This is a genomic window from Planktothrix tepida PCC 9214, assembly GCF_900009145.1.
GTDB lineage: Bacteria > Cyanobacteriota > Cyanobacteriia > Cyanobacteriales > Microcoleaceae > Planktothrix > Planktothrix tepida.
Window position 1 is genome coordinate 130,465 of the sequence record NZ_LN889801.1, and the last position, 21,857, is coordinate 152,321.

The 21,857-nt window shown below is 38.6% G+C and carries 16 protein-coding genes; 5 read left to right on the forward strand and 11 right to left on the reverse strand.

Annotated elements, in window-relative coordinates; translation table 11 throughout:
* Positions 1-8: 8 nt before the first annotated feature.
* The gene (locus PL9214_RS31265; RefSeq protein WP_186440358.1) at positions 9-1,211 is read right to left on the reverse strand and encodes an O-methyltransferase; all 1,203 of its coding nucleotides are present in this window, start codon (positions 1,209-1,211) and stop codon (positions 9-11) included.
* A gap of 304 nt (positions 1,212-1,515) precedes the next feature.
* On the opposite strand from PL9214_RS31265, the gene PL9214_RS13395 reads away from it, so the two are divergent.
* A complete protein-coding gene (locus PL9214_RS13395; protein ID WP_072719306.1) occupies positions 1,516-4,521 on the forward strand; it encodes an O-linked N-acetylglucosamine transferase, SPINDLY family protein in 3,006 nt (1,001 codons plus the stop codon).
* Here PL9214_RS13395 and PL9214_RS32705 read toward each other — a convergent pair.
* The 6 genes from PL9214_RS32705 to PL9214_RS13420 all read right to left on the reverse strand — a co-directional run bounded on the left by PL9214_RS32705 (position 4,491) and on the right by PL9214_RS13420 (position 9,171).
* Positions 4,491-4,625 (reverse strand): hypothetical protein, encoded by a 135-nt coding sequence (locus PL9214_RS32705; RefSeq protein WP_281250330.1) that lies wholly within the window; start codon positions 4,623-4,625, stop codon positions 4,491-4,493. The genes PL9214_RS13395 and PL9214_RS32705 overlap by 31 nt on opposite strands.
* A gap of 31 nt (positions 4,626-4,656) precedes the next feature.
* Entirely contained in the window at positions 4,657-5,082 is a 426-nt protein-coding gene (locus PL9214_RS13400) for a tetratricopeptide repeat protein (protein ID WP_072719307.1), read from the reverse strand.
* Between the two features lie 72 nt (positions 5,083-5,154).
* Positions 5,155-5,931, reverse strand: coding sequence for a Uma2 family endonuclease (locus PL9214_RS13405; RefSeq protein WP_072719308.1), 777 nt, complete (start codon positions 5,929-5,931; stop codon positions 5,155-5,157).
* A 99-nt stretch (positions 5,932-6,030) separates the two neighbouring features.
* Positions 6,031-7,110 (reverse strand): acyl-CoA dehydrogenase family protein, encoded by a 1,080-nt coding sequence (locus PL9214_RS13410; protein ID WP_072719309.1) that lies wholly within the window; start codon positions 7,108-7,110, stop codon positions 6,031-6,033.
* Between the two features lie 446 nt (positions 7,111-7,556).
* Positions 7,557-8,675 (reverse strand): AbrB family transcriptional regulator, encoded by a 1,119-nt coding sequence (locus PL9214_RS13415; protein WP_083580004.1) that lies wholly within the window; start codon positions 8,673-8,675, stop codon positions 7,557-7,559.
* Positions 8,676-8,709: 34 nt separating this feature from the next.
* Positions 8,710-9,171 (reverse strand): peroxiredoxin, encoded by a 462-nt coding sequence (locus PL9214_RS13420; RefSeq protein ID WP_072719310.1) that lies wholly within the window; start codon positions 9,169-9,171, stop codon positions 8,710-8,712.
* A gap of 154 nt (positions 9,172-9,325) precedes the next feature.
* Between PL9214_RS13420 and PL9214_RS13425 the strand changes: the two genes are divergently transcribed.
* Both PL9214_RS13425 and aqpZ read left to right on the forward strand, forming a co-directional pair.
* Positions 9,326-10,888 carry a B12-binding domain-containing radical SAM protein gene (locus PL9214_RS13425; protein ID WP_072719311.1) on the forward strand — a complete coding sequence of 521 codons (1,563 nt, stop codon included), beginning with the start codon at positions 9,326-9,328 and terminating at the stop codon, positions 10,886-10,888.
* 291 nt (positions 10,889-11,179) lie between these two features.
* On the forward strand, positions 11,180-11,926 hold the full coding sequence (gene aqpZ / locus PL9214_RS13430; RefSeq protein WP_186440359.1) for an aquaporin Z: 747 nt from the start codon (positions 11,180-11,182) through the stop codon (positions 11,924-11,926).
* Positions 11,927-12,089: 163 nt separating this feature from the next.
* On the opposite strand, the gene PL9214_RS13435 is transcribed toward aqpZ, so the two are convergent.
* Complete coding sequence (locus PL9214_RS13435; protein WP_072719313.1) at positions 12,090-12,788, reverse strand: phosphatase PAP2 family protein; 699 nt, start codon at positions 12,786-12,788, stop codon at positions 12,090-12,092.
* Between the two features lie 56 nt (positions 12,789-12,844).
* Between PL9214_RS13435 and PL9214_RS13440 the strand changes: the two genes are divergently transcribed.
* On the forward strand, positions 12,845-13,753 hold the full coding sequence (locus tag PL9214_RS13440) for a cation diffusion facilitator family transporter (protein WP_072719314.1): 909 nt from the start codon (positions 12,845-12,847) through the stop codon (positions 13,751-13,753).
* Positions 13,754-13,814: 61 nt separating this feature from the next.
* Here PL9214_RS13440 and prfC read toward each other — a convergent pair whose 3' ends face one another.
* Positions 13,815-15,452, reverse strand: a complete 1,638-nt coding sequence (gene prfC, locus PL9214_RS13445) for a peptide chain release factor 3 (RefSeq protein WP_072719315.1) — start codon at positions 15,450-15,452, stop codon at positions 13,815-13,817.
* A gap of 225 nt (positions 15,453-15,677) precedes the next feature.
* On the opposite strand from prfC, the gene PL9214_RS13450 reads away from it, so the two are divergent.
* Positions 15,678-18,371, forward strand: a complete 2,694-nt coding sequence (locus tag PL9214_RS13450) for a PAS domain-containing protein (RefSeq protein WP_072719316.1) — start codon at positions 15,678-15,680, stop codon at positions 18,369-18,371.
* A gap of 218 nt (positions 18,372-18,589) precedes the next feature.
* Here PL9214_RS13450 and PL9214_RS13455 read toward each other — a convergent pair whose 3' ends face one another.
* Positions 18,590-19,324 (reverse strand): 4'-phosphopantetheinyl transferase family protein, encoded by a 735-nt coding sequence (locus PL9214_RS13455; RefSeq protein WP_072719317.1) that lies wholly within the window; start codon positions 19,322-19,324, stop codon positions 18,590-18,592.
* Entirely contained in the window at positions 19,317-21,686 is a 2,370-nt protein-coding gene (locus PL9214_RS13460; RefSeq protein WP_072719318.1) for a response regulator, read from the reverse strand. Before PL9214_RS13460 ends, PL9214_RS13455 begins: the two co-directional genes overlap by 8 nt.
* Between the last annotated feature and the right edge of the window lie 171 nt (positions 21,687-21,857).

The following is a 21,857-nucleotide window of genomic DNA, read 5'->3' on the forward strand; positions in this document are numbered from 1 at the left end:
ATCATCATTTAATTATCTTGAGTAGGAGAGGGTTTGGGATTCATGACTTGAAAACATCCTTTTCCTAAAATAGATTGTTTCTGGCTGGGAACTCCCTGGCTTTCTAAAATATCAAATTTCCTAAAAAACAAAGAGGTACAATTTTTATAAGTGTAGCTAGAAATAATCCCCCAGAAATCCAGACGTTTATAACCTTCATTGGCTAATTTTTGAACAGAGGAGTCATAATTGTAATCATCGGTATTATCAAAGATAATTAAGCCCCTTTCTTTAATGTGATTTAAACTTATTTCCAAACACCGATTTCGATTAGCTCCATCAACAATAATAACATCAAAGTAATCCGATGGAAAGGAAGAAATCATTTCTGCATATTCTTGTTCATCTTCTCGTAAAAAAATTTGAACATTTTTAGGCATTTTAGCCTTGATTTCTTCAAACCAATTGGCATCATTTTCAATAGAAATAACTTCTGAAACTCGTTGTGACCACCATAAGGTTGAGTTACCTGCTCCAAATTCAAAGACTTTAAAATCAGGCTTAACTTTATCTTCTAAAAATTCAATCGCTGGATAGGTATACCAGGGAAGGGGTTGATTATCTTGAGTTACAGGTTTTCTTTGATATAGTGAATTCAACCATCCTGATGTCAGAAAATAATTAATTCCCGGAGGAAGATTAGCCGCAACTTCATACCAATTTAAAGATAGAATTAAACTATGAGCTACTGGAATTGAATACCCTTTTTCTACTAAGTCAGGATAATCTGACAATAGCTGTTTTCCTAATTCAGCAGATTCAACAAATCTTTGAGCGTTAAAACATTGTTGGGTGAGTTGTAATTTAAAGTTTTTTTGTTGTTCATTAATTGTCGATAGAAATTCATATTTTTCTAAATCAGTTACTTGCTCTAAGGTGACAATCGGAATAATATCTGACCATTCATTGAGTTGGCTTTTGTTGACGTTATTACCTAATATCTTATAATTTATTTTTAAAATGGAGTTAAACCATTCTTCAAAATTTTGGGAACTAACTAAACTAATATTAAGAGCATCTTCTAATTGTTCATTTCCCTCGATCATCAAGTTCATCATTACACCTGATACATACAGGTCTGCTTCTTGACCAGGAAACTGATCATAGTCGATAAAAATAGATAAATTGCTTCTGTCAGGATGGTTGAGAAAGGCTTTGATTATTGTTGTCAATTCTAACAAAAGCTCAGGCTCTGGTGATGCCCAGTTGAACAGAACCAAAAAATTCATAGACTCGGAGCCTTCTAGGGGATTATGGTTTTAGTATACCCTGTGGGTTTCAGAAAATGATCATTTTTGCTGTATTAATTTTTTGTAAGATATTATAGTTTAGATTAGTCAGTGTTTAAATCGCTTGTATAATATTTGACTAGCTGATGATTTAACGAAATTAATCTGTTAAAATAGATCTGAAGTACAATTGATTTATTTTTTCATAGTTTAATCGTTAACCTATATCTTGACCAGATAATAAATCATGAAAATTATAAACTTTTTAGATCTTTATTCCTCAATAGAAGAATCCCATGATTTAGTTAATAACTGGTCACTCTTATTTCCTGAGCTACAGTTTATTTTAAAACTGGGAGATCCTGAAAACAATATTTATCTTCCTCTATTGTTAAACTTAGCAGTTCGCAATTTAGAAAATCAGGAAATTTATTGCCAAATCGGGGTAAATTATGTTAGTAGTTTAATGGGTGCGTTACTGAATAATCCTGACTCTATAGCTTATGTGGTCGATTCCTTCTATGAAAAAGATGAATCCCAAAGTTATGAATCTAGCGTTGAAATTTTAGATGCTTTAAATTTTAGTAATCAAGTATTTTTATGTGATCAAGAACCAGAAGAATTTTTATTAGAACTAAGAGAAGTTGAATTTGAGAATCAAATCGGTGTTTGTTTCTACGATTGGAAAACTGATTATCGTTCTGTTCTGAATAGCTTATTATTGATTAATTCTTTTTTATCTGATCAAGCATTAATTATTGTTAATGATGCAAATCATGCCAGTGTTCAGCAAGCTATATGGGATTTTATCGCAGCAACACCTGAATGTCAAGTTGAACTAGAACTATTACCTCAGACTGATGAACCACTCCTGTTTGAAGATAGGATTTTTATTATCAGTCGGGATATCAACAGAACTTTTAACTATCAAACAGTGGCTTTGCTAAACCATCGCCAACCTCAAGTCATTCAAAGAATTTCTCAGTTACATCAATTCGACAAATTATTAAATAAAATTTATCAGGAAGCTGTCGATTTTCATCAAAACGAAAAATTTAATGAAGCCGAAAACAAATATCAAGAATTTATTGATTTTAATCCAAATCATCTGGAAGCGTGGATGAATTTAGGAAAGTTATATTATCAAATCGAAAATTATCAAGCATCTCTGCACGCTAGTTACAAGTTAATAGCACTGACTCCTCAAAGGTTTGACGGATATTATCAATTAGGTCAATGCTTTGAAAAATTGAATCAAGTTGAACAAGCGATCGCAGCCTACGAAAAAACAATCGCATTAAAACCTGATTATCTTGATGCCTATAATAACTTAGGAAATCTCTTAACGCAACAAGGGCAATTTGCAGAAGCAGAAACAGTTTATCGTCAAGCAATAAAGATTAACCCTAATCATTTTGGTAGTTACTTGAATTTAGGCAATTTATTTTTATTGCAAAATCAATTTCAATTCGCTAAAGCAACCTATCAAAAAGGTTTAAGGATTATTCCAGATCAGCCTGATATTCTGCATAACTTAGCTCTAACGGATGAAATAGAAAAAAATCCGATTCCTTATTATCGTAGTTTTGGCGATCGCTTGTATGAATTAGGCAATTATGAAGGAGCGATCACAGAATATCAAAAAATCCTCAATTTGCAAGCGGGAGATGTTGATCTTTATGAAAAACTCAATCACTGTTACTGGCAACTCAACCAACCGAATGATGCCATAGATATCTTGAAAATAGGAACAAAAATTTATCCTGATTTTGCCCCCCTTCATTTTACATTAATTATGAATCTTCTTTATCAAGGAAGAACAGAAGAAGCCGTTAAACAAGCGGAACTAGCATCAGAATACTTACCCAAAGATTATACCTTTACGTTGCTTAAACATTTAATTGTTCCGATGTTGTATCACTCCGTTGAGGAAATCAATAATTATCGTGAACGATTTAATCAAGGATTACAAAATTTAATTGCAACGACCGATTTAAATGATCCTGAAACCTTAGAACAATCGTTTTTAGGAATGGGACGATTTACCAATTTTTATTTAGGGTATCAAGCGAGAAATGTGGTTGAAGAACAACGCATTTATGGTCATTTTCTTTATCAAATAATGTCGAAGAAATATCCCCAGTGGGTTCAAACGCTAACTCTCCCTCCTGTAGAAGATAAAATAAGAGTTGGATATGTTTCCAGTTATTTACATTGTTATAGTGGTTCACTCTGGTTAATCGGTTGGTTGCGCTATGCGAATCGTGATCAGTTTGAAATTTACGCTTATTATACGGGGAATTCTCCTGATCCTGTTACGGAAAAATTTAGACAATATAGTCATAAATTTTATCATATTCCTAATAATTTAGAAGCGGTTGCTGAACAAATTATTAAGGATCAACTGCATATTTTAGTCTATCCCGAAATTGGCATGAACCCCCCAACAATGGAACTTGCAGCATTGCGTTTAGCACCTATTCAATGCACAGCTTGGGGTCATCCCGTCACATCAGGACTTCCAACCATTGATTATTTCCTATCGAGTCAATTAATGGAACCGGAAAACGCACAGAAACATTATTCAGAAGCCTTAATTTTATTACCGAATATTGGGGTTGCTTATCCGAAACCTCAAGATATTCCACCGTTAGTTAAAACTCGATTAGACTATAATTTACCCGAAGATACGGTGATTTATTTATGTTGTCAAGCTCCCTTTAAATATCTTCCCCAATATGATTATATTTTACCGGAAATTGCGATCAAGGTTCCGAACGCTAAGTTTTTATTTTTCCGAGGAACATTACTCAATGATCGCTTAAATCAAGCTTTTTCTAACTATGGCTTAAATTATCAGGATTATTGTTTACATCGAAAAGTTGACGAACGCTTTGATTATTTAATGTTAAACCAACTTTCGGATGTGTTTTTAGATACCTTTACTTGGTCGGGAGGAAATACCTCTTTAGAAGCGATCGCTTGTTATTTACCTATTGTCACTTGTCCTGGGGAATTTATGCGAGGTCGTCATGCAGATAGTTTCCTAAAAATGATGGGTTTAACAGAAACTATTGCAAAAAATGAAGCAGAATATATTGAAATTGCGGTCAAATTAGGGTTAGATTCTATATGGCGTGAAACAATTTCTCAACAGATGGGTGAACGCCAAAATCTTCTATTTGATGATCAAGTTTGTGTGACTGCGCTAGAGGAATTTTATCAAGCTGTCACTAAAGCTAGACTTTCATAAAAAATTGGTGTTCTTTCTGAATTTCGTTGAATTTCATTATGGACTTGAGCGATTGTTAATTCCAACTGTCCTAAACGTTCTAACTCAATTTCAATATGCGTCACCCGTTCCTGCACTTGACTGGCTGAACTGGAGTTATTTTTGATTTCCCTGTTTTAATTGAGTTAATAACTGTTGATAATCTTGTCGATCAGGATTTAATTTTATTAAATTATTTAAGGGTTCAATTGCTCCTTGAATGTTATTTTGTTCTAGTCTAACCTTCACTAAACCTTCTAAAGCAGTCGGGTTATTGGGTTCCCGTTTTAATACCGTTTCATAACCTTTTTCTTGCTTTTGTAATAAAGCACTTGCAGATTGTTCTTCTGTAGGTTGAGTGGGTTGAGGTTCGCGTTCAAAAACACCTTTAAAAACTTTGCCTAATCCAAAGATACTGGTTCCAAAAAAAGACACCATTGATAGCACAAGCACAATTTTTTGTATCTTCTTAGAGCGTTCCATTCGGCGCATACGCTCTGTCCCATATTGCCTTTCTAAGGATTCCTTCTCGACGGGATTCATGGCTAATACCTTCCTCAGATTCTTGATTAGTTGGCTTGAATAGCACCTATTTTGAGAATACCCTGTTTGTTCTCAAAAGTGATCAGAACTAGATTCGGGTAATTCGCCAAACTGTTGACGGTAAAGGTTTAGCAACGTTTCTAACTCTTGGGAACGCTGTTGAGCTTCTTCGGCTTGACGTTGAGCTTCTTCGGCTTGACGTTGAGCTTCTTCGGCTTTTTGTGCAGATAATTCATCAACTGTGGGTAGAATTTCACCCTCTGAAGTAGCCCATCTTAGCCAGACCGTTTCGACGGTTTTATAACTTCCTGACCATCGCACTAATGATAAGCCTAATTGTTGACTGACTAATCGATTAAATTGATCAGGAAAAATCGGTTCATAACTGCCATTAATTAACGTAAATCCTGCCCAATCATCAGGATTAAAGGGATCATACCAAAAATATTCAGGAACCCGAACTTGATTTTGATAGATGAGTTTTTTGTTTGTTTTATCTTCTGGGGCGGTACTTTGTGATAATAATTCAATAATCACATCGGGGGCTTTTCCTTCTTCCCAAACCACCCAACTTTTTCGTTCTTTTTTGGGAACGCCTAATACGGCAAAAAAATCAGGACCTTTGAAGTCTTGGTTTCGCACTTGAGCTAAACTAAAATAGAGAAACATATTCCCCCCAACATAACCATCTTCTCGTTGTTCTAACCAAGGAATTAACTGATCAATCAGCAAATCCATTTGCAGTTTATGGCGTTGAGTTTCCATCGGGACTCCATCGTCACAAGGTAGTTCATCTTGCGTGGGCGGTAATATTAACCCAAAGGGGATTGTTTCTTGTGGTGGTGACATAGCTCTCAATTAATCTATTGATTAATGATTTTAGAGACATTATATCATAGCAATCTACCATAATGGTAAATGGAGTAACCATTCAAGTTACAACACAGATTATAAAACCCTACAATTCTTGATTTTTTCTAGGGTGGCTTTCATTAATTCTGTTGTTTGACCGGATACGTTAAAAACTAACGCTTCTCGATAAATTCTTTGGGCGAAATGGCTGTTTAAATTAGCAGCACCACTGGAGACTGTTATCGCAGCGTGGGCGCAACGCACGGCTAATTCTATCGCCCAAGCGCGGAGTTTATATTTTTCTGAGGGATTAAGTGTTTGAGGATGATTGTGAGCCGAAAATATTTGAGAGCGACATTGATTGAGTTCTTGGTTTAAAGAATTAAAGGCATCTTGAATAACGGAAAAATTTGTTTTTTGAAAGGCTGTTTCTACAATATCTAATCCGGCTCTTGCACAGCCTAATGCTAAAAAACTAGCTTGTAGAACTTTGGCTTTATCATTCTCTTGCATCCAGCCAACGGGATGAATAGAAACGACTTTTTCTGTTGGTAAAAACCATTGGGTAAAGGTGGCTGTTACGGTATTAGTGGAAGTCATGCCGCAAAGGGATAGGGGAGGACTTAATGCTATCGTACTTTCTCCTATTTTTTGTTCGCAAAAGGGGACTAACCCCCAAACAGATTGACCATCAGGTAATATTGCAGCAACTACAAATTCTTCAAAAATTTCCCATCCTGTTATCCAAGGAACAAAACCATTAAGTTGGTATCCCCCCGTTACAGGAATAGCAATAATTGAGGGATTTCCTAACCGTCTTAAGTGGGAGAATCCTACACCAATTTTAACAGTTCCATAGCTCATTTTGGGTAAATAATCTGCTTGTAATTGAGCATTAGAGCTTTGAATTAACATCCCAGCAACACTTTGATGTTGAGTTTGCAAAAAAGCTAAGGCACCTGAATAACGGGCGATTAATTCTTGAAATTTAAAAAAGGTTTCTGCATCGAGTTGTCGTCCTCCCCAACCCTGGGGAATTCTTAATCCTAAAACCCCTAATTCTCCTAATCCGTTAAAGGCTTCATGAAGGGATTTTGAACAGCGATCAATTTGATTCGCATGGGGGTAAATCTTTTGTTTTAAATAGGATTCTGTTTGTTGTAGCAGTTCAGACACAATATATTGAGTTTAGGGTAAAATTATAACGGTTTTCAATCTAGTGAACAGTTCGAGGTGGAAACCGGGTTTTTGGGAAAAAGCCCATACCTTGTTTTTCAATGCACAAATTTTGCTTTTTGTCAATCCCCCTGTTTCTCAGGCGATCATTTTTGTTTGTCCAAAATTCGAGCATCGCAGGGTAGGAATTGGCAGCGAAACTCAAAAGATTTTACGAAAGAATCATGGTTTCAGACTTAATTTTGGGCTATAGACACAATAAACCCTTGGAGGGTGTTTTTCACACTATACCAGAACCGCGATCATCTCGTCAACTTTTTGAGAAATATTTTTAATAAAATATCAGGATTCCCTGACAATCTTTTAAAAAACAAAAGTATTTTTAGAAACCTATTAGATAAAGTTAACATAAAAACCCAAAACCCGGTTTTTTCCAGGGAGTGAAGTTAGATAAGCTTTGAATTTTTAATTAATAGATTTCCAAACCAAGGACTAATTAATAAGATCAATAACATTCGGGTCATTTGCATCGCTAATACAATTCCAGAGTCTCCCCCCAGTTGAATTACGGTTGCAATCATAGCTGTAATTCCTCCCGGTGTGGAACCTAATATAGCAGTCATGGTATCGACTTGGGTGATTTCATGGAAGATATAACCCGCGCCTAAACAAAATAAAATTAATAGTAGAACTAAAATGATTTCAATTAAAACAGCTTTCCAAAGTGTTTTAGCATTGTTCCAGTCAAACTTTAACCCTATAGAAAACCCCACAAACAATAGCCCAATGGTAAAGATTAAAGGGGGCATTTGAATACAATAGGGCAGTATCCAAAATAGAATTAAGCTGACCAAAAAAGGCCCAAAAAACAACGAAGAGGGGAGGCGAAATTTCTCTCCTAAAACAATCCCTAATCCACCACAACTCGCTAACAGAAAAAAGTTTAAAAGGGGAGGTAATACGGATATATTGGGAGTTGAGATAGACAAAACAGAATGAACAGTCCCATCCCCTGCAAACCAGTAACCCACAATGGTGGGAACAATAACAGCTACTAATAAAATTCGTAGATATTGTAACAGGGCAACGGCGATCGCATCGGCTCCCATTGCCTCACTCATAGCAATTAAACTGTAACTCGCCCCAGGAACACAACTGAGGAACCCCGTCGCCCGATCAAGATTACCCCAACGCCCTAATAAATAGCCATTTAAGACACTCATTCCCCCAGTGATCACAATACAGATTATCAGGGGAAAAGCGTAAGTTTTCATTAACCCTAGGGTATGCAAGGAAAACCCTGTAGCCGTAGCGATCGCAACAATAGCCTGACCTACGATAAAAAATATCGGGGGTAGGGGCTGGGGTTTTCCTCGAAACACGGCATAAAGAATGCCCGCCACCATCGGGCCAATCAGCCATCCCACAGGAAAGTGCAACCCGTTGAATAAATAGCCGACCCCCACAGCCAGCATCAACTGAGGTAAAAGTTGGACAAGTTGGGACAAAGTTCGAGAGAATTCTTGCCTCAAGTGTGTCAGGGTATTTTGATAGTCTATATTCATCGACGAGAACCGATCACTCGGATTAGGATTTAGGCTAAGAAACCGCAATAGTCTTGAGAGTGGTTAAGGCTTCGTCAACGTGACGCTGAAACTCTAGCATCGAATCAAACAGATGTCGCACCACACCGTCTTTATCAATAATGTATGTCACACGACCGGGGAGAATCCACAGTGCGGCTGGAACACCATAGAGTTGACGAACTTTATTTCCAGTATCACTCAACAAAATAAACGGAAGATTGTATTTTTTGACAAACTGTTGATGAGATTGGGTACTATCGGAACTAATCCCAATCACTTCTGCACCCGCATCTTTAAAGACTTGATAGCTATCTCGAAAGCCACAGGCTTCCGCCGTACAGCCCGGAGTATCATCTTTGGGATAAAAGTAGAGGACAACGGATTTTTTTCCTTGGAAGTCCTTAAGGCTAACTGATTCGCCCGTTTGCGAAGTCAAGGTGAAATCAGGAGCCATATCTCCGACTTTAACGGCCATAGTGGTGATAACCCTGTATGATTTGATGAAATGTTAACGTTTGTTATGATAGCGCGGAGAGACTAACTCGGCTACCCAAGGAGGATTTTTCAGGGAGAATTTAACAAATTGAGATTCTACGTTAACATTTTAACTCACAATTACCCTTTTTTCCATGAAAACATTATTGATTTATCCTGAATTTCCTCCTACTTTTTGGTCGTATGAAAAAATTCTGGAATTAGTTAATCGCAAAGTCTTATTACCTCCTTTAGGATTAATTACAGTGGCGGCAATTTTGCCTCAAACTTGGGAATTTAAACTGGTTGATCGCAATATTACCTCTGTGAGTGAAGCGGATTGGGATTGGGCAGAATTAGTCATTCTTTCAGGAATGATTGTTCAAAAATCCGATTTTATCGCTCAAATTCAAGAAGCGAAAAGACGAGGAAAATTAGTGGCTGTTGGTGGCCCCTACCCCACGTCTGTTCCCCATGAAATTGAAACCGCCGGAGCAGATTTTCTGATTTTAGATGAAGGGGAAATCACCCTTCCGATGTTTGTTGAAGCGATTGAACGGGGGGAAACATCCGGGGTATTTCGTACCCCAGAAAAACCCAGTGTCACCTTAACGCCTATTCCCCGTTACGACTTATTAGAATTGGATGCTTATGATTCCATGTCGGTACAGTTTTCACGGGGATGTCCGTTTCAATGTGAATTTTGTGACATTATTGTGCTTTATGGTCGCAAACCCCGCACCAAAACCCCTGAACAATTATTAAAAGAATTAGATTATCTCTATGAACTGGGATGGCGACGAGGGGTGTTCATGGTGGATGATAATTTTATTGGCAATAAACGCAATGTCAAATTATTGTTAAAAGCCTTAAAAATTTGGCAAGCCGAACATCAATATCCCTTCCGGTTTAATACAGAAGCTTCCGTAGACTTAGCGGATGATGCTGAATTAATGGATTTGATGGTAGAGTGTAATTTTGATGCGGTATTTTTAGGCATTGAAACCCCCGATACCAGTAGCTTAGAACTGACTAAAAAATATCAAAATAACCGCAGTCCCTTATTAGAAGCCGTTGATAAAATTATCCGGGCTGGTTTACGTCCGATGGCGGGATTTATTCTAGGGTTTGATGGCGAAAAACCCGGTGCTGGTTCTCGAATTATTGACTTTGTGGAACAAGCTGCCATTCCAACGGCTTTATTTAGTATGTTACAAGCCTTACCGAATACGGCACTATGGACTCGTTTAGAAAAAGAAGGACGGTTAATTAATCCCAAAAAGTTTGATATTAACCAAACCACTTTAATTAACTTTATTCCCACTCGTCCCGTTGAAGAAATTGCTGAAGAATATATTGAAACCTTTTGGCAACTTTATGATCCTGAACGGTATTTAGAACGCACCTATCGCTGTTTCTTAAAGTTAGGCGCACCTAAATGTCATCCTCCGGGTAAAATACCGAGTTTTATTGATTTAAAAGCCTTAGCCACTGTGATTTGGCGACAAGGATTTAAACGCAAAACCCGTTGGAAATTTTGGCAATATTTGTTCAGTATTATCAAACATAATCCCGCCGTTTGGGATCATTATTTAACCTTATGCGCCCATAATGAGCATTTCTTAGAATATCGGCAAATTGTCAAAACCGAAATTGAACAACAGTTAGCTGAATATAAAGCTCAAAAAGCTCAACTGCAAACTCAAGTTCCAGCTTAGGAGATTCGGTAAAATTTAGCTCTAATTTTATTGGGGGTGTGTAAGCTAGACTTATACTCCCCTTCAAACTTGAAAAATTTATTGGAGATAAAACAGGTAATAATAACCGCTTTTTTGGAAGAATAAGAATTTTTTCATATTTTCTTTAAAATTTATTTATTGTTTTATTAATTTTTTCTGATTTTGCTACATATAGCACCAAAATATTTCAATCTTATGGTAGGTTTCAGGGGAAAGTTATCTGCCAAAAGGCAGATCTTTTAACTAGGTTGTATTCTAAGAGGTTTAATAATGCCGATCACTAAGCGATGTCTTGCCGAGTTTATCGGAACATTTTGGCTCGTTTTTGGAGGGTGTGGATCTGCTGTTTTTGCGGCTCAATTTCCAGACGTAACTAATCCGCTTGGTATTGGATTTACCGGGGTTGCCTTTGCGTTTGGTTTAACCGTTTTAACGATGGCCTATGCCATTGGTCATATTTCCGGTTGCCATCTCAACCCTGCGGTTTCCTTCGGATTATGGGCGGGTAAACGCTTCTCTGGAGGGCAAGAGTTAGCCTTTTATATTGGCTCTCAAGTTGCGGGTGCAATTGTAGCCTCTTTAGTGCTTTATCTAATCGTGAGTGGCAAAGCGGGATTTGATGCAGCAGCCTTTAAGAGTGGCTCTAACCCCTTTGCAACCAATGGATATGGAGACCATTCTCCCGGCGGTTACGGGTTATTTTCAGCCCTATTGCATGAATTTGTGTTGACATTTATGTTCTTGATGGTGATTATGGGATCAACCGATCGCCGCGCCCCTCAAGGCTTTGCCCCCATTGCTATTGGTTTAGGATTAACCTTAATTCACTTAATCGGAATTCCCGTCACCAATGTATCTGTAAATCCAGCCCGTAGCACCGGCCCTGCATTGTTTATTGGCGGTTGGGCAATCCAACAATTATGGTTATTTTGGGTCGCACCTATTTTAGGGGGAATAGCAGCAGCTTTAACCTATAACAGTTTATTTGGTGAATCACCATCTAACCCCGATGTTTAAGGAATAAAAATTTATACTTTTTCTCGTTTTGTGCCAAAAAAAAGATCAAGTATCTCCTTCTAGGAGCGAGTATGGCATGATGGGTATTAACAATCTCATTAATGCAGTATTCGCTCTTAGCAGATCGTTAGAAAAACCCAAAATTTTCGCTAAAATTCCTGGCTCAAGATGAATTTTTGCGAGGGGAGGGAAATTTGAGCAGCAATCTTACTCCAATTGCCCATGCAATAGAAGCTGCCCAACCTGCCAGAATATCGCTAGGATAATGAACTCCTAAATATAAGCGTGTCCAGCCAATTGCCAAGACAAATCCCCCTCCAACGGCTAAAACGAACCAGCACCAGCGACTCCCCCAAGTCAAGACCACTAGAGCCACAACCAGAGTCATACTTGACATGGCATGACCACTGGGAAAGCCATAATCCAATTCGGGAGCCGGAGAGTCCCAAAGGTGAGGACGTACTCGGTGCAGCAGAACTTTTGTTGTTCGATTGATAATAATACTTCCGAGCAAAGTAATTACTAAATAGGTTAATTGATGCCAGCGACGGTGAAACAGTAGCGTTAACACAATAACAGTCGCAACGGGAAAGACCCCCCAAAAAACACCCAACCTAGTCAAGGTTGAAGCGAACCTATCGAGTTGAGGGTTTGCTGTTGAGTGAATCGCTAGAAGCGTGGGTACATCCCACGAAAAGCCCCCTTCGTTTTCCCAAACTTCCTCAGCTAATTCTCCAAAGATTTGTAACGGAAAAAAGACTCCAACCAACAAAATTAATAAAGCAACCCGATGAGCAATCAGCGAACGCTTCAAAATCAGGAAAAATGACCGGATATAATTCCAAAAACCGCCATCAAACATGACTGAATCCCTTAAACAATTGAGAGCACTCGCCTGTCATATCAGAAAAATTTACTATGAACAATAATAAATCTGCCCGTTTCTACACGTTTCTGTCCATTGGAGCAGCACTCCTAACCATCGCCCTGAAAACGGGAGCTTACTTACTCACGGGTTCTGTTGGCTTATTATCGGATGCGGCAGAATCCTGTGTGAATTTAGTCGCCGCTATTATTGCAACCTGGGCTGTTACTTATGCAGCCAAACCACCCGATGAAAAACATACCTTCGGACATTACAAAGCCGAATATTTTTCCAGTGGAGTTGAAGGTGCATTAATTCTAGTCGCCGCAGGTAGTATTGCCTTCGCAGCTTGGCAACGCTTGCTTCATCCTCAACCCTTGGAGCAATTGGGAATTGGACTCGGATTATCTCTGGTCGCGGCTGCCATCAATGGTGGATTAGCTTTGGTGATGTTGAGAGCGAGTAAGCGATTACGTTCAATTACATTGCGCGCGGATGCTCATCACCTGCTTACCGATGTCTGGACTTCCGTAGGGGTTGTATTGGGATTAATTCTAGTCCCCATTACTCAATGGTTGATTCTTGATCCGATTATTGCTTTTATCGTTGCTGCTAATATCGTTTGGGCGGGTTTCAGGTTACTACACGAGACGGGTTTGGGACTGCTCGACACCGCAATGCCTGTAGCAGAACGTCGCCTGATCACAGATATTTTAGCGGGTTACGATGCTCAAGGTGTTCAGTTCCACGCCCTGAGAACACGGGTAGCAGGTTCCCGTCGTTTTGTCTCCCTTCATGTGTTAGTACCGGGTGCTTGGACAGTTCAACAGGGACATAATATTTGTGAAGAGATTGAACTGGCCATTGGACGCTCGTTGCCGGGAACTTATGTTTTCACTCACTTAGAACCGTTGGAAGACCCCATTTCATGGCAAGACCAACAACTAGAGCGAGACCTATAACTTAACATCCCCGTAAGAGCGATAGGTATGGGTCATTACCTATCGCTTGTTGATTTAACCTTTATTCCTCCTCACCCGATGAAGAATTTTGAACGGAAACAACCGGAGCAATAGAACTGAGTTTTAACTCAGGATGATCCCCTTCCGCTTGACGACAATTCCAGTCATTTTTAAACAGTAAAACTGGACGATTCCAACTATCTTTAACTACGGCTGCATTAAAAATCCGTCCGACTTGATTTAAAGCATCCCAACCCCCTGTTACCCAACGAGCCACACTATAAGGTAAGGGATCTAATAAAGTTTCAGCACCGTATTCATTTTGTAATCGAAACTGAACCACTTCAAATTGCAGTTGACCCACAGCGGCTAAAATCGGGTCACGTTTAGATTCATCGGCGGAAAACATAATTTGTACCGCCCCTTCTTCTCGCAATTCCGAAACCCCTTTATGGAATTGTTTAAACTTAGAAGGATTCGGATTTTTTAAATAGGCAAATAATTCCGGGCTGAAACAGGGAATTCCTTCATATTCTAATTTTTTGCCCATATAAATCGTATCCCCAATGGCAAAAACCCCTGGATTATTTAATCCAATTACATCTCCCGGATAAGCAATTTCAATCGATTGTCGTTCTTGAGCAAATAATTTTTGGGGACGAGAAAGACGGATCACTTTTCCCGTGCGAGCATGATTAACCGTCATATCTTTTTCAAATTTTCCGGTACAAACGCGCACAAAAGCCACTCGATCTCGATGCTTGGCATCCATATTCGCTTGGAGTTTAAACACAAAGCCTGTAAACTCATGATATTCCGGTGGCATATCCCCCAAGGTACTGAGGTGAGAACCGGGTTTTAAGGCATAGTCTAAGAAGGAATCTAAGAATAATTTAACCCCAAAATTAGTCATGGCACTTCCGAAGAAAACCGGGGTCATTTTTCCCGAATGAATTTCATCAAAATTCAATTCTGAACCGACTTCTTCGAGAAGTTCTAACTCTTCTTTCAACTGATAATATAGATCCTGATCTAAGAATTCCTCAATCCGGGGATCACCTAAATCTAAAACCGTATCTAACGCTTCTCGACTTCCGTGAGCACTGCGTTCAAATAAATGAATTTGTTTTTTACGCCGATCATACACCCCTTTAAAGCGATCACCCATGCCAATTGGCCAATTTACCGGATAGGTTTTTAACCCTAATTCTTTTTCGATTTCATCCAGTAATTCTAAGGGTTCTCGACCCGGACGATCCATTTTATTAATAAATGTAAAAATAGGCAGACTTCGCATTTTACAAACTTCAAAAAGTTTGCGAGTTTGCGGTTCTAATCCCTTCGCCGCATCTTCTAACATCACGGCATTATCGGCGGCTGCTAAAGTCCGATAGGTATCTTCACTAAAATCTTGGTGTCCGGGTGTATCTAGCAGATTAATCTGACAATTGTTATACTCGAACTGCAAAACTGTTGAGGTAATCGAAATTCCCCGTTGTTGCTCCATTGCCATCCAGTCTGATGTTGCATGACGTTGAGCCTTCCGTACTTTAACAGCACCTGCTTCATGGATTGCACCTCCGTAGAGGAGTAATTTTTCAGTCAGGGTCGTTTTTCCAGCATCAGGGTGAGAAATAATCGCAAAGTTACGACGTCGCTCAACCTCCGCTTGAATTTCAGTTTGGATTTCTGTAGTCATACTAAAGCCTAAATCGGGGTTTTGTATCAAACTTATAATTATAGAGGCTAAAGGGGATTTTTGCTCTGTGCAGTATAATTCCCCTGTACTGTTGAGGTTATTATCAATTATTAAGGGTCGTTTTCTTTGAGGTCATTATCGATATTTTATTCTGCCTTTCTCCTTAAATAAATTTTTTAAACCGTCATGAACTTGACCTGGATAATTTCACAAAAACTGGTTGCAATGGCTTCATGGATGCCTCATGGTTCCTGCTACCTTTGGCAATCTCAATTAATGGGGCTTCATCTTGTTTCAGATTTGTTGATTGCGTTGGCTTATTTTTCCATCCCAATTTCATTAATTTATTTTGTTCGCCAGCGTCAAGATTTACCCTACCCTCAAGTTTTTATCCTATTTAGTGCCTTTATTTTTGCCTGTGGACTCAACCATTTAATGGCGATTTTTACCCTTTGGTATCCTCTATATTGGTTATCAGGAGGATTGAAGGCAATCACGGCTTTAATTTCAATTTTTACATCTTGTACAATTATTCCTTTAGTTCCCAAATTATTACAACTTCGCACGCCTAAAGAGCTTGAAGCCATCAACCAAGCGTTAACAACAACCCAACAGCGTTATCAATCTTTAATGCAAGCTTGTCCAGTGGGTTTGTTTGAAACGGATGTAACGGGACACTGTTTATATGTGAATGAATATGGATGTCGAATTACGGGACAGCAACCTTCAGATGCGTTAAATAGAGGTTGGGTTGATAGCATTTATGTTGATGATCGAGAACGGTTAATTCAAGAATGGTCAAATGCGATTCAAAATCAACGCCCTTTTTCTTCAGAATATCGTTTAAACTCATTAGATCAAAGTGGGGTTTGGGTCTTAGGTCAAGCGGTTCCCATCAAAGATCCATCGGGAAAAGTAACGGGATATATTGGTACACTGACTGATATTAATGATCGCAAAAAAGTAGAGGAAGCACTAGAACAATCCCAACAAATGTTAAAGTTAATTATGAATACGATCCCGCAACGGATTTTTTGGAAAGATCGAAATTCAGTTTATCAAGGGTGCAATTTACAGGTCGCTTTAGATGCGGGGTTTAATTCTCCTCAAGACTTAATTGGAAAAACGGATTATGATTTACCTTGGACTTTAGCTGAAGTTGAATATTATCGAAAAATTGATCAAGAAGTCATGGCAGCTAATGCCCCCCGTTATCGGATTATCGAAACTTTATTGAATGCCAATGGCGAACAATGTTGGATAGAAACTAATAAAATTCCTCTGCATGATCCAGAGGGTAATGTGGTGGGAATTTTAGGAACTTATGAAGATATTACAGAACGAAAAGTTGCGGAAGAATTATTAGCACAATCGGAAGTTCGGTTCCGACAATTGGCTCAACAGGAAAAATTAATTAATCATTTAGCTAACCAAATTCGTAATTCTTTAGATTTGAAAACAATTTTAGAAACAACCGTTTTACAAGTTTGGGAGTTAATGAAGGTCGAACACTGCTATTTTTGTTGGTATCGTCGGGAAGAAATGAATTTTAATTCTGTTTATTCTAATCCGTCTAAACCCTATTTTACTCCGGCTTATTGGGAAATTGTAACGGAAGCTAAAGATCCGGCTTTTGCCCATATTGTTGGTCGCTATTCTTTAGAAGAAGTTGGGGCTTGGTCACAGCAATATTTGGATTTAAACATAGGACGAATTAATCATGTTGTTAATCTTCCTGATTCTCAAGAAAAATCCTGTTTACTTCAGTTTGGATTTGTGTCTGTTCTGTCTCTTCCTATTCAAACCCAAATGGGAGAAATTGGGGTTTTAGTCTGTGCTAATCATCAGGAACCTCGATGCTGGACTGATTCTGAAGTGGAATTATTACAGGCTGTAACGGCGCAAGTGGCGATCGCAATTAATCAAGCCCAACTTTATAGCCAAACCCGTGAAGCAGCCGCGTTAGCAAAAGCTCAAACCTTAGAATTAGAAACAACTTTAAAGAAATTACAACAAACTCAAGCCCATTTAATTCAAACAGAAAAGATGTCTTCTTTAGGTCAGTTGGTGGCGGGTGTCGCCCATGAAATTAATAATCCGATTAATTTTATTTACGGAAATGTGGATTATGCCACCCAATACATGGAGGATTTATTAAGTTTAATTGAACTTTATCAACAGCATCATTCTGAACCTGTTCCTGCTATTCAAGAGGTGACGGAAACGGTTGATTTAGATTTTTTAAAACGGGATTTACCCAAACTCTTAAGTTCGATGAAAGCAGGGGCGAGTCGCATTCAACAAATTGTTTTATCCTTACGCAATTTTTCTCGTTTAGATGAATCTTCTGTGAAAAAGGTGAATTTGCATGAAGGTTTAGAAAATACATTATTAATTCTCCAAAATCGCTTATCAGAAGCAGGGGGAAAAGAAATGATTCAGGTGATAAAAAATTATGGTGATTTACCCTTAGTTGAATGTTATGCAGGTCAAATTAATCAAGTTTTTATGAATTTACTAACGAATGCGATTGATGCGGTTCATGAGCGCAGACTAGAACGGGATGAGGCTCTTTTTTCTCAATCTTCTCAGGAGGAGATCCCTTGTAATTCCTTAAATTCTTGGCAACCTAGGATTACTATTACCACTGAAATCCTTCAAAATGAACAGGTTATTATCCGTATTATTGATAATGGGATGGGAATGACGGAAGCGGTTCAAAATAAATTATTTGATCCCTTCTTTACAACAAAACCTGTCGGGAAAGGGACGGGTTTAGGATTAGCTATTAGCTATCAAATTGTTGTGGAAAGACATCACGGTCAATTAAAGTGTTCGTCTCAAGTTAGAGAAGGCTCAGAGTTTATGATTGAGATTCCGATTCAACAATACAAAAATTTTACGCTTGATCAAAATTAATTCCTTTATAGGGAACAGGGAACAGGGAGTTACGAATTACGAATTACGAATTACGAATGGGGAATAGGGAATAGGGAATAGGGAACAGAGATAATACTTCTGGCTGTTTTATGTTAGTTGTAAATGATTAAAACCTAATTTTTGATTGCTATATCTCCTTGTAATATTAACATAGCTCAAATCAATTGTAATCAACCTTTTGCTATCATATGATTAAGTCATTCTTCATCTATCCAATGCCAAAATTTAAACTGATAATTTATTCCCTCAATGGCTAAAGTTGCTCTATAGTTTTCTGCGGTTTGAATTGTTTTTAATGTCCAATTTTGGGCAAGTTCTGAATTTTGGGAAATCTTTAAAATTTGTAAGACTGAACTTAAAGGCGTTTTAATTTCAATATCTTGTAACCCCACTAAGCCTTCTCCCGTTGCTTTTAAATAAGCTTCTTTGCACGTCCAGAGTTGAAAAAATCCAGCATATTGTTCTTCTAACCGTAAACAATTTAACCATTGATATTCGGAATCACAAAAAAAACGTTTAGCCAAAGAAAGGATTTCAATTTTACGAATATATTCAATATCTACACCGATATTTTTTTCCAAGGCGATCGCATAAATAGCTTTTCCATAAGAATGAGATAAATTAAAGTGTAGGGGTAAGGGATTTTGATCTAAACAAGGTTTTCCTTTGGAACTATACTTAAATTTAATCTCTGCTGGTGACAAAGTTAAATACTGACTTAAAATCATTCTTAGAGTTCCCCGTGCGATGATAAATGCTTGTTGATCTTTTTCAAACTTAAAGCGTTCAGCCCGTTTTTTTTCATCAGCAGAAAGAATCGTTTGGTAAAATTGAAGAGATGAAAGCGATCGCTTCAGGTTTGTTTGCCAAACATGAATACTTTGGGAAGATAACTGAAAATTTGATGAAGTTGCCAATAAATGATTATCCATTACGATGATGAACCTGTTGATATAATTGTTGTAATGTTTGTCCCTGGGTAGGAAATTCTGTAATTTTTACCTCACAAACGACCTGAAATCGTTGTCCTTCCAAAGTGGTAAACACCTGCTGTCGGAGAGAAATCAAGACATCAGATAGGTGTTCCTGAGCTTCTGCTTGAGTTAACCCCGGCATTCCAACAACAAATTCCCCATTTCCCCAATATCCAATTGTTTCAACTCCAACTGTAGTCATTCCTTGAAATAAACGCCCCCACCGTTGCAAAACTTGATAGCCAATCAAATGCCCATATTCAAGATTAATATCATGTAGTTGACTAAAACTTAATACTCCCAAAGAAAACGGTTGTTCTAATTGTTGACACTTCTGGATTTGTTGTTGTAATTCTTGGCTAGACTGGAGATAATTTGCTAACCCTGTAATCGGATCTTTTGTAGATAATGTTTGTAATAATCGAGTCCGTTCTAAACGGTTAGTAATGCGAGTTAATAGTTCTGGCCCCATGACGGGTTTGCTGACATAATCATCCGCCCCCGCCGCAAATACCTGTTGAATGGTTTTACTATCACAATGGGCCGTGAGAAATACAATCGGTAATCCTTGCCAATGGGGATCAGCCCGAACCGTTTGGCAAAGTTCGATCCCACTGACGGGGGACATTTCCACATCTAAAATTAATAAATCCGGTGAGACAGATTTCAAAACCTCCCAAAACCGCAGGGGGTCGCTGAGTCCCGTCATTCTTATCCTCCAAGGCTCTAAAACGGGACGCAAGGTGGCTAAAAATAAGGGGTCGTCATCGACAACCAAAACATTGACTTTGGAGTGCGGAGAGGCTTGTAAGAGTTGGCTGGTGGCTTCCCAAATTTGGGTTGGGGTCACAGGTTTAATGAAGATTCTGCGACCCCCTGCACGAGCTACTGTGACTCGATCCATTAAACCTTCTGTGGAGGTTAGGACTAAGACGGGAATGGGAGGAGTGCGTTTGGCTAAATCTATGATCAGTTGGGATCGGTCTTCGGTTTTAATATCGGGATAGTCATTGAAAACAACAACCTCTGGAGTATTGAGGTTTAACCAAGTTTTTGCTTCTGCTAAGGTGGGGATTTGTTGCCAAGCTAACCCCATAGAATCTGCTAAAGATTGCAGAGCTTTTCCGAATTCGGGATCGGAATCAATTAATAACAGGCGAGGGGAAATCTCGGAAACTGAATATTCAGGTAAGGAACTCACATTGGGGGAAAGATTTATTTCCAAATTTGGGGGGGTTGAGGTCGGGAAAGGCAGAGGAGATTGATCGGTTTCAGACATTGAGTGAGGAAGTAACTGTTCTAATTCGTGAATATAGGAGTGTAACAGTTGGATTTGCTCAAAGGTTAGGGCCTGATCTCCTTCTAAATTCTGTTCAATTTTTTTAGCAATTTCTGTCCCTTGTTCTAGGTCAAACATGGCTAGAACTCCGGCTAATTTATGGGCGGCTTGTTCGGCGGCGTTACGCAGGGAAGGAAGCAGAGTGTTTGTGGTTAAGGCGATCGCTAAATGTTGTAAAATCGCTAACCGTTCTATTAATAAATCTTGATATTGATTCCAGAGTTTTTCTTTAGCTTGGTTAAACTGTTGTTCTAGGGAAATTTCGATTGTGGGCTGAGGAGAATCAGCAGAAACAGAGGGCGTTGTTTGGAGTTTTGCACTGAGACGATAACCCAACCCATAAACATTTTCAATCCACTCCGCCGCACCAACGGCTTTTAATTTTTGTCTCAGTCCTTTAATATGAGCTTTAACGCTTTCTTCTTGGGGTGGATCATCAAAACTCCACAAATATTCAATCAGTTCAGCCCGACTAAAAACCCGTGCGGGGTTTCGCATTAATAATTCTAATAAACTATATTCTTTGGGGGTCAAGGTAATGGGTTGATGGGCATAATGAACTTGACAAGTTACCGGATTTAGTTGTAAATTTCCAATTTCTAAGATGGAAGAATGGGAAACTTCACCTCGTCGTAATAATGCCCGAACTCTCGCTTGAAATTCTGCAATATCAATCGGTTTAATCAAATAATCATCAGCACCCGCATCTAAACCTCGGATGCGCTCGCTTGTTCCGTCTTTAGCGGTTATTAATAAAATCGGGATGGTACTGCCTTGATAACGTAATTTTTGACACAGCGTAATACCGTCTAATTTAGGTAATCCTACATCAATGACAATTAAGTTATAAGTGGTACTTTGAGCATATTCCCACCCCATTTGACCATCTTCAGCTTGATCGACAATATAACGCTGGTTGGTTAAAGATTGTACCAACATTGATGCAAAAATTGGATCATCTTCGATCAACAAAATTTTCATGGTGAGTTTAATCTTTCCCTTGAAATGCGATACCTTCCCGACTTTTTCCCGATCCTACCTTAACTTTAGATTTGAGAATTCCTTCTGACTCCAACTCAAACGGTTTTTCTCGGTTTATTCTCCAGTGTAACGTACCTGTAGATAGGCGTTATCTTGGGTTCTACATTGAGA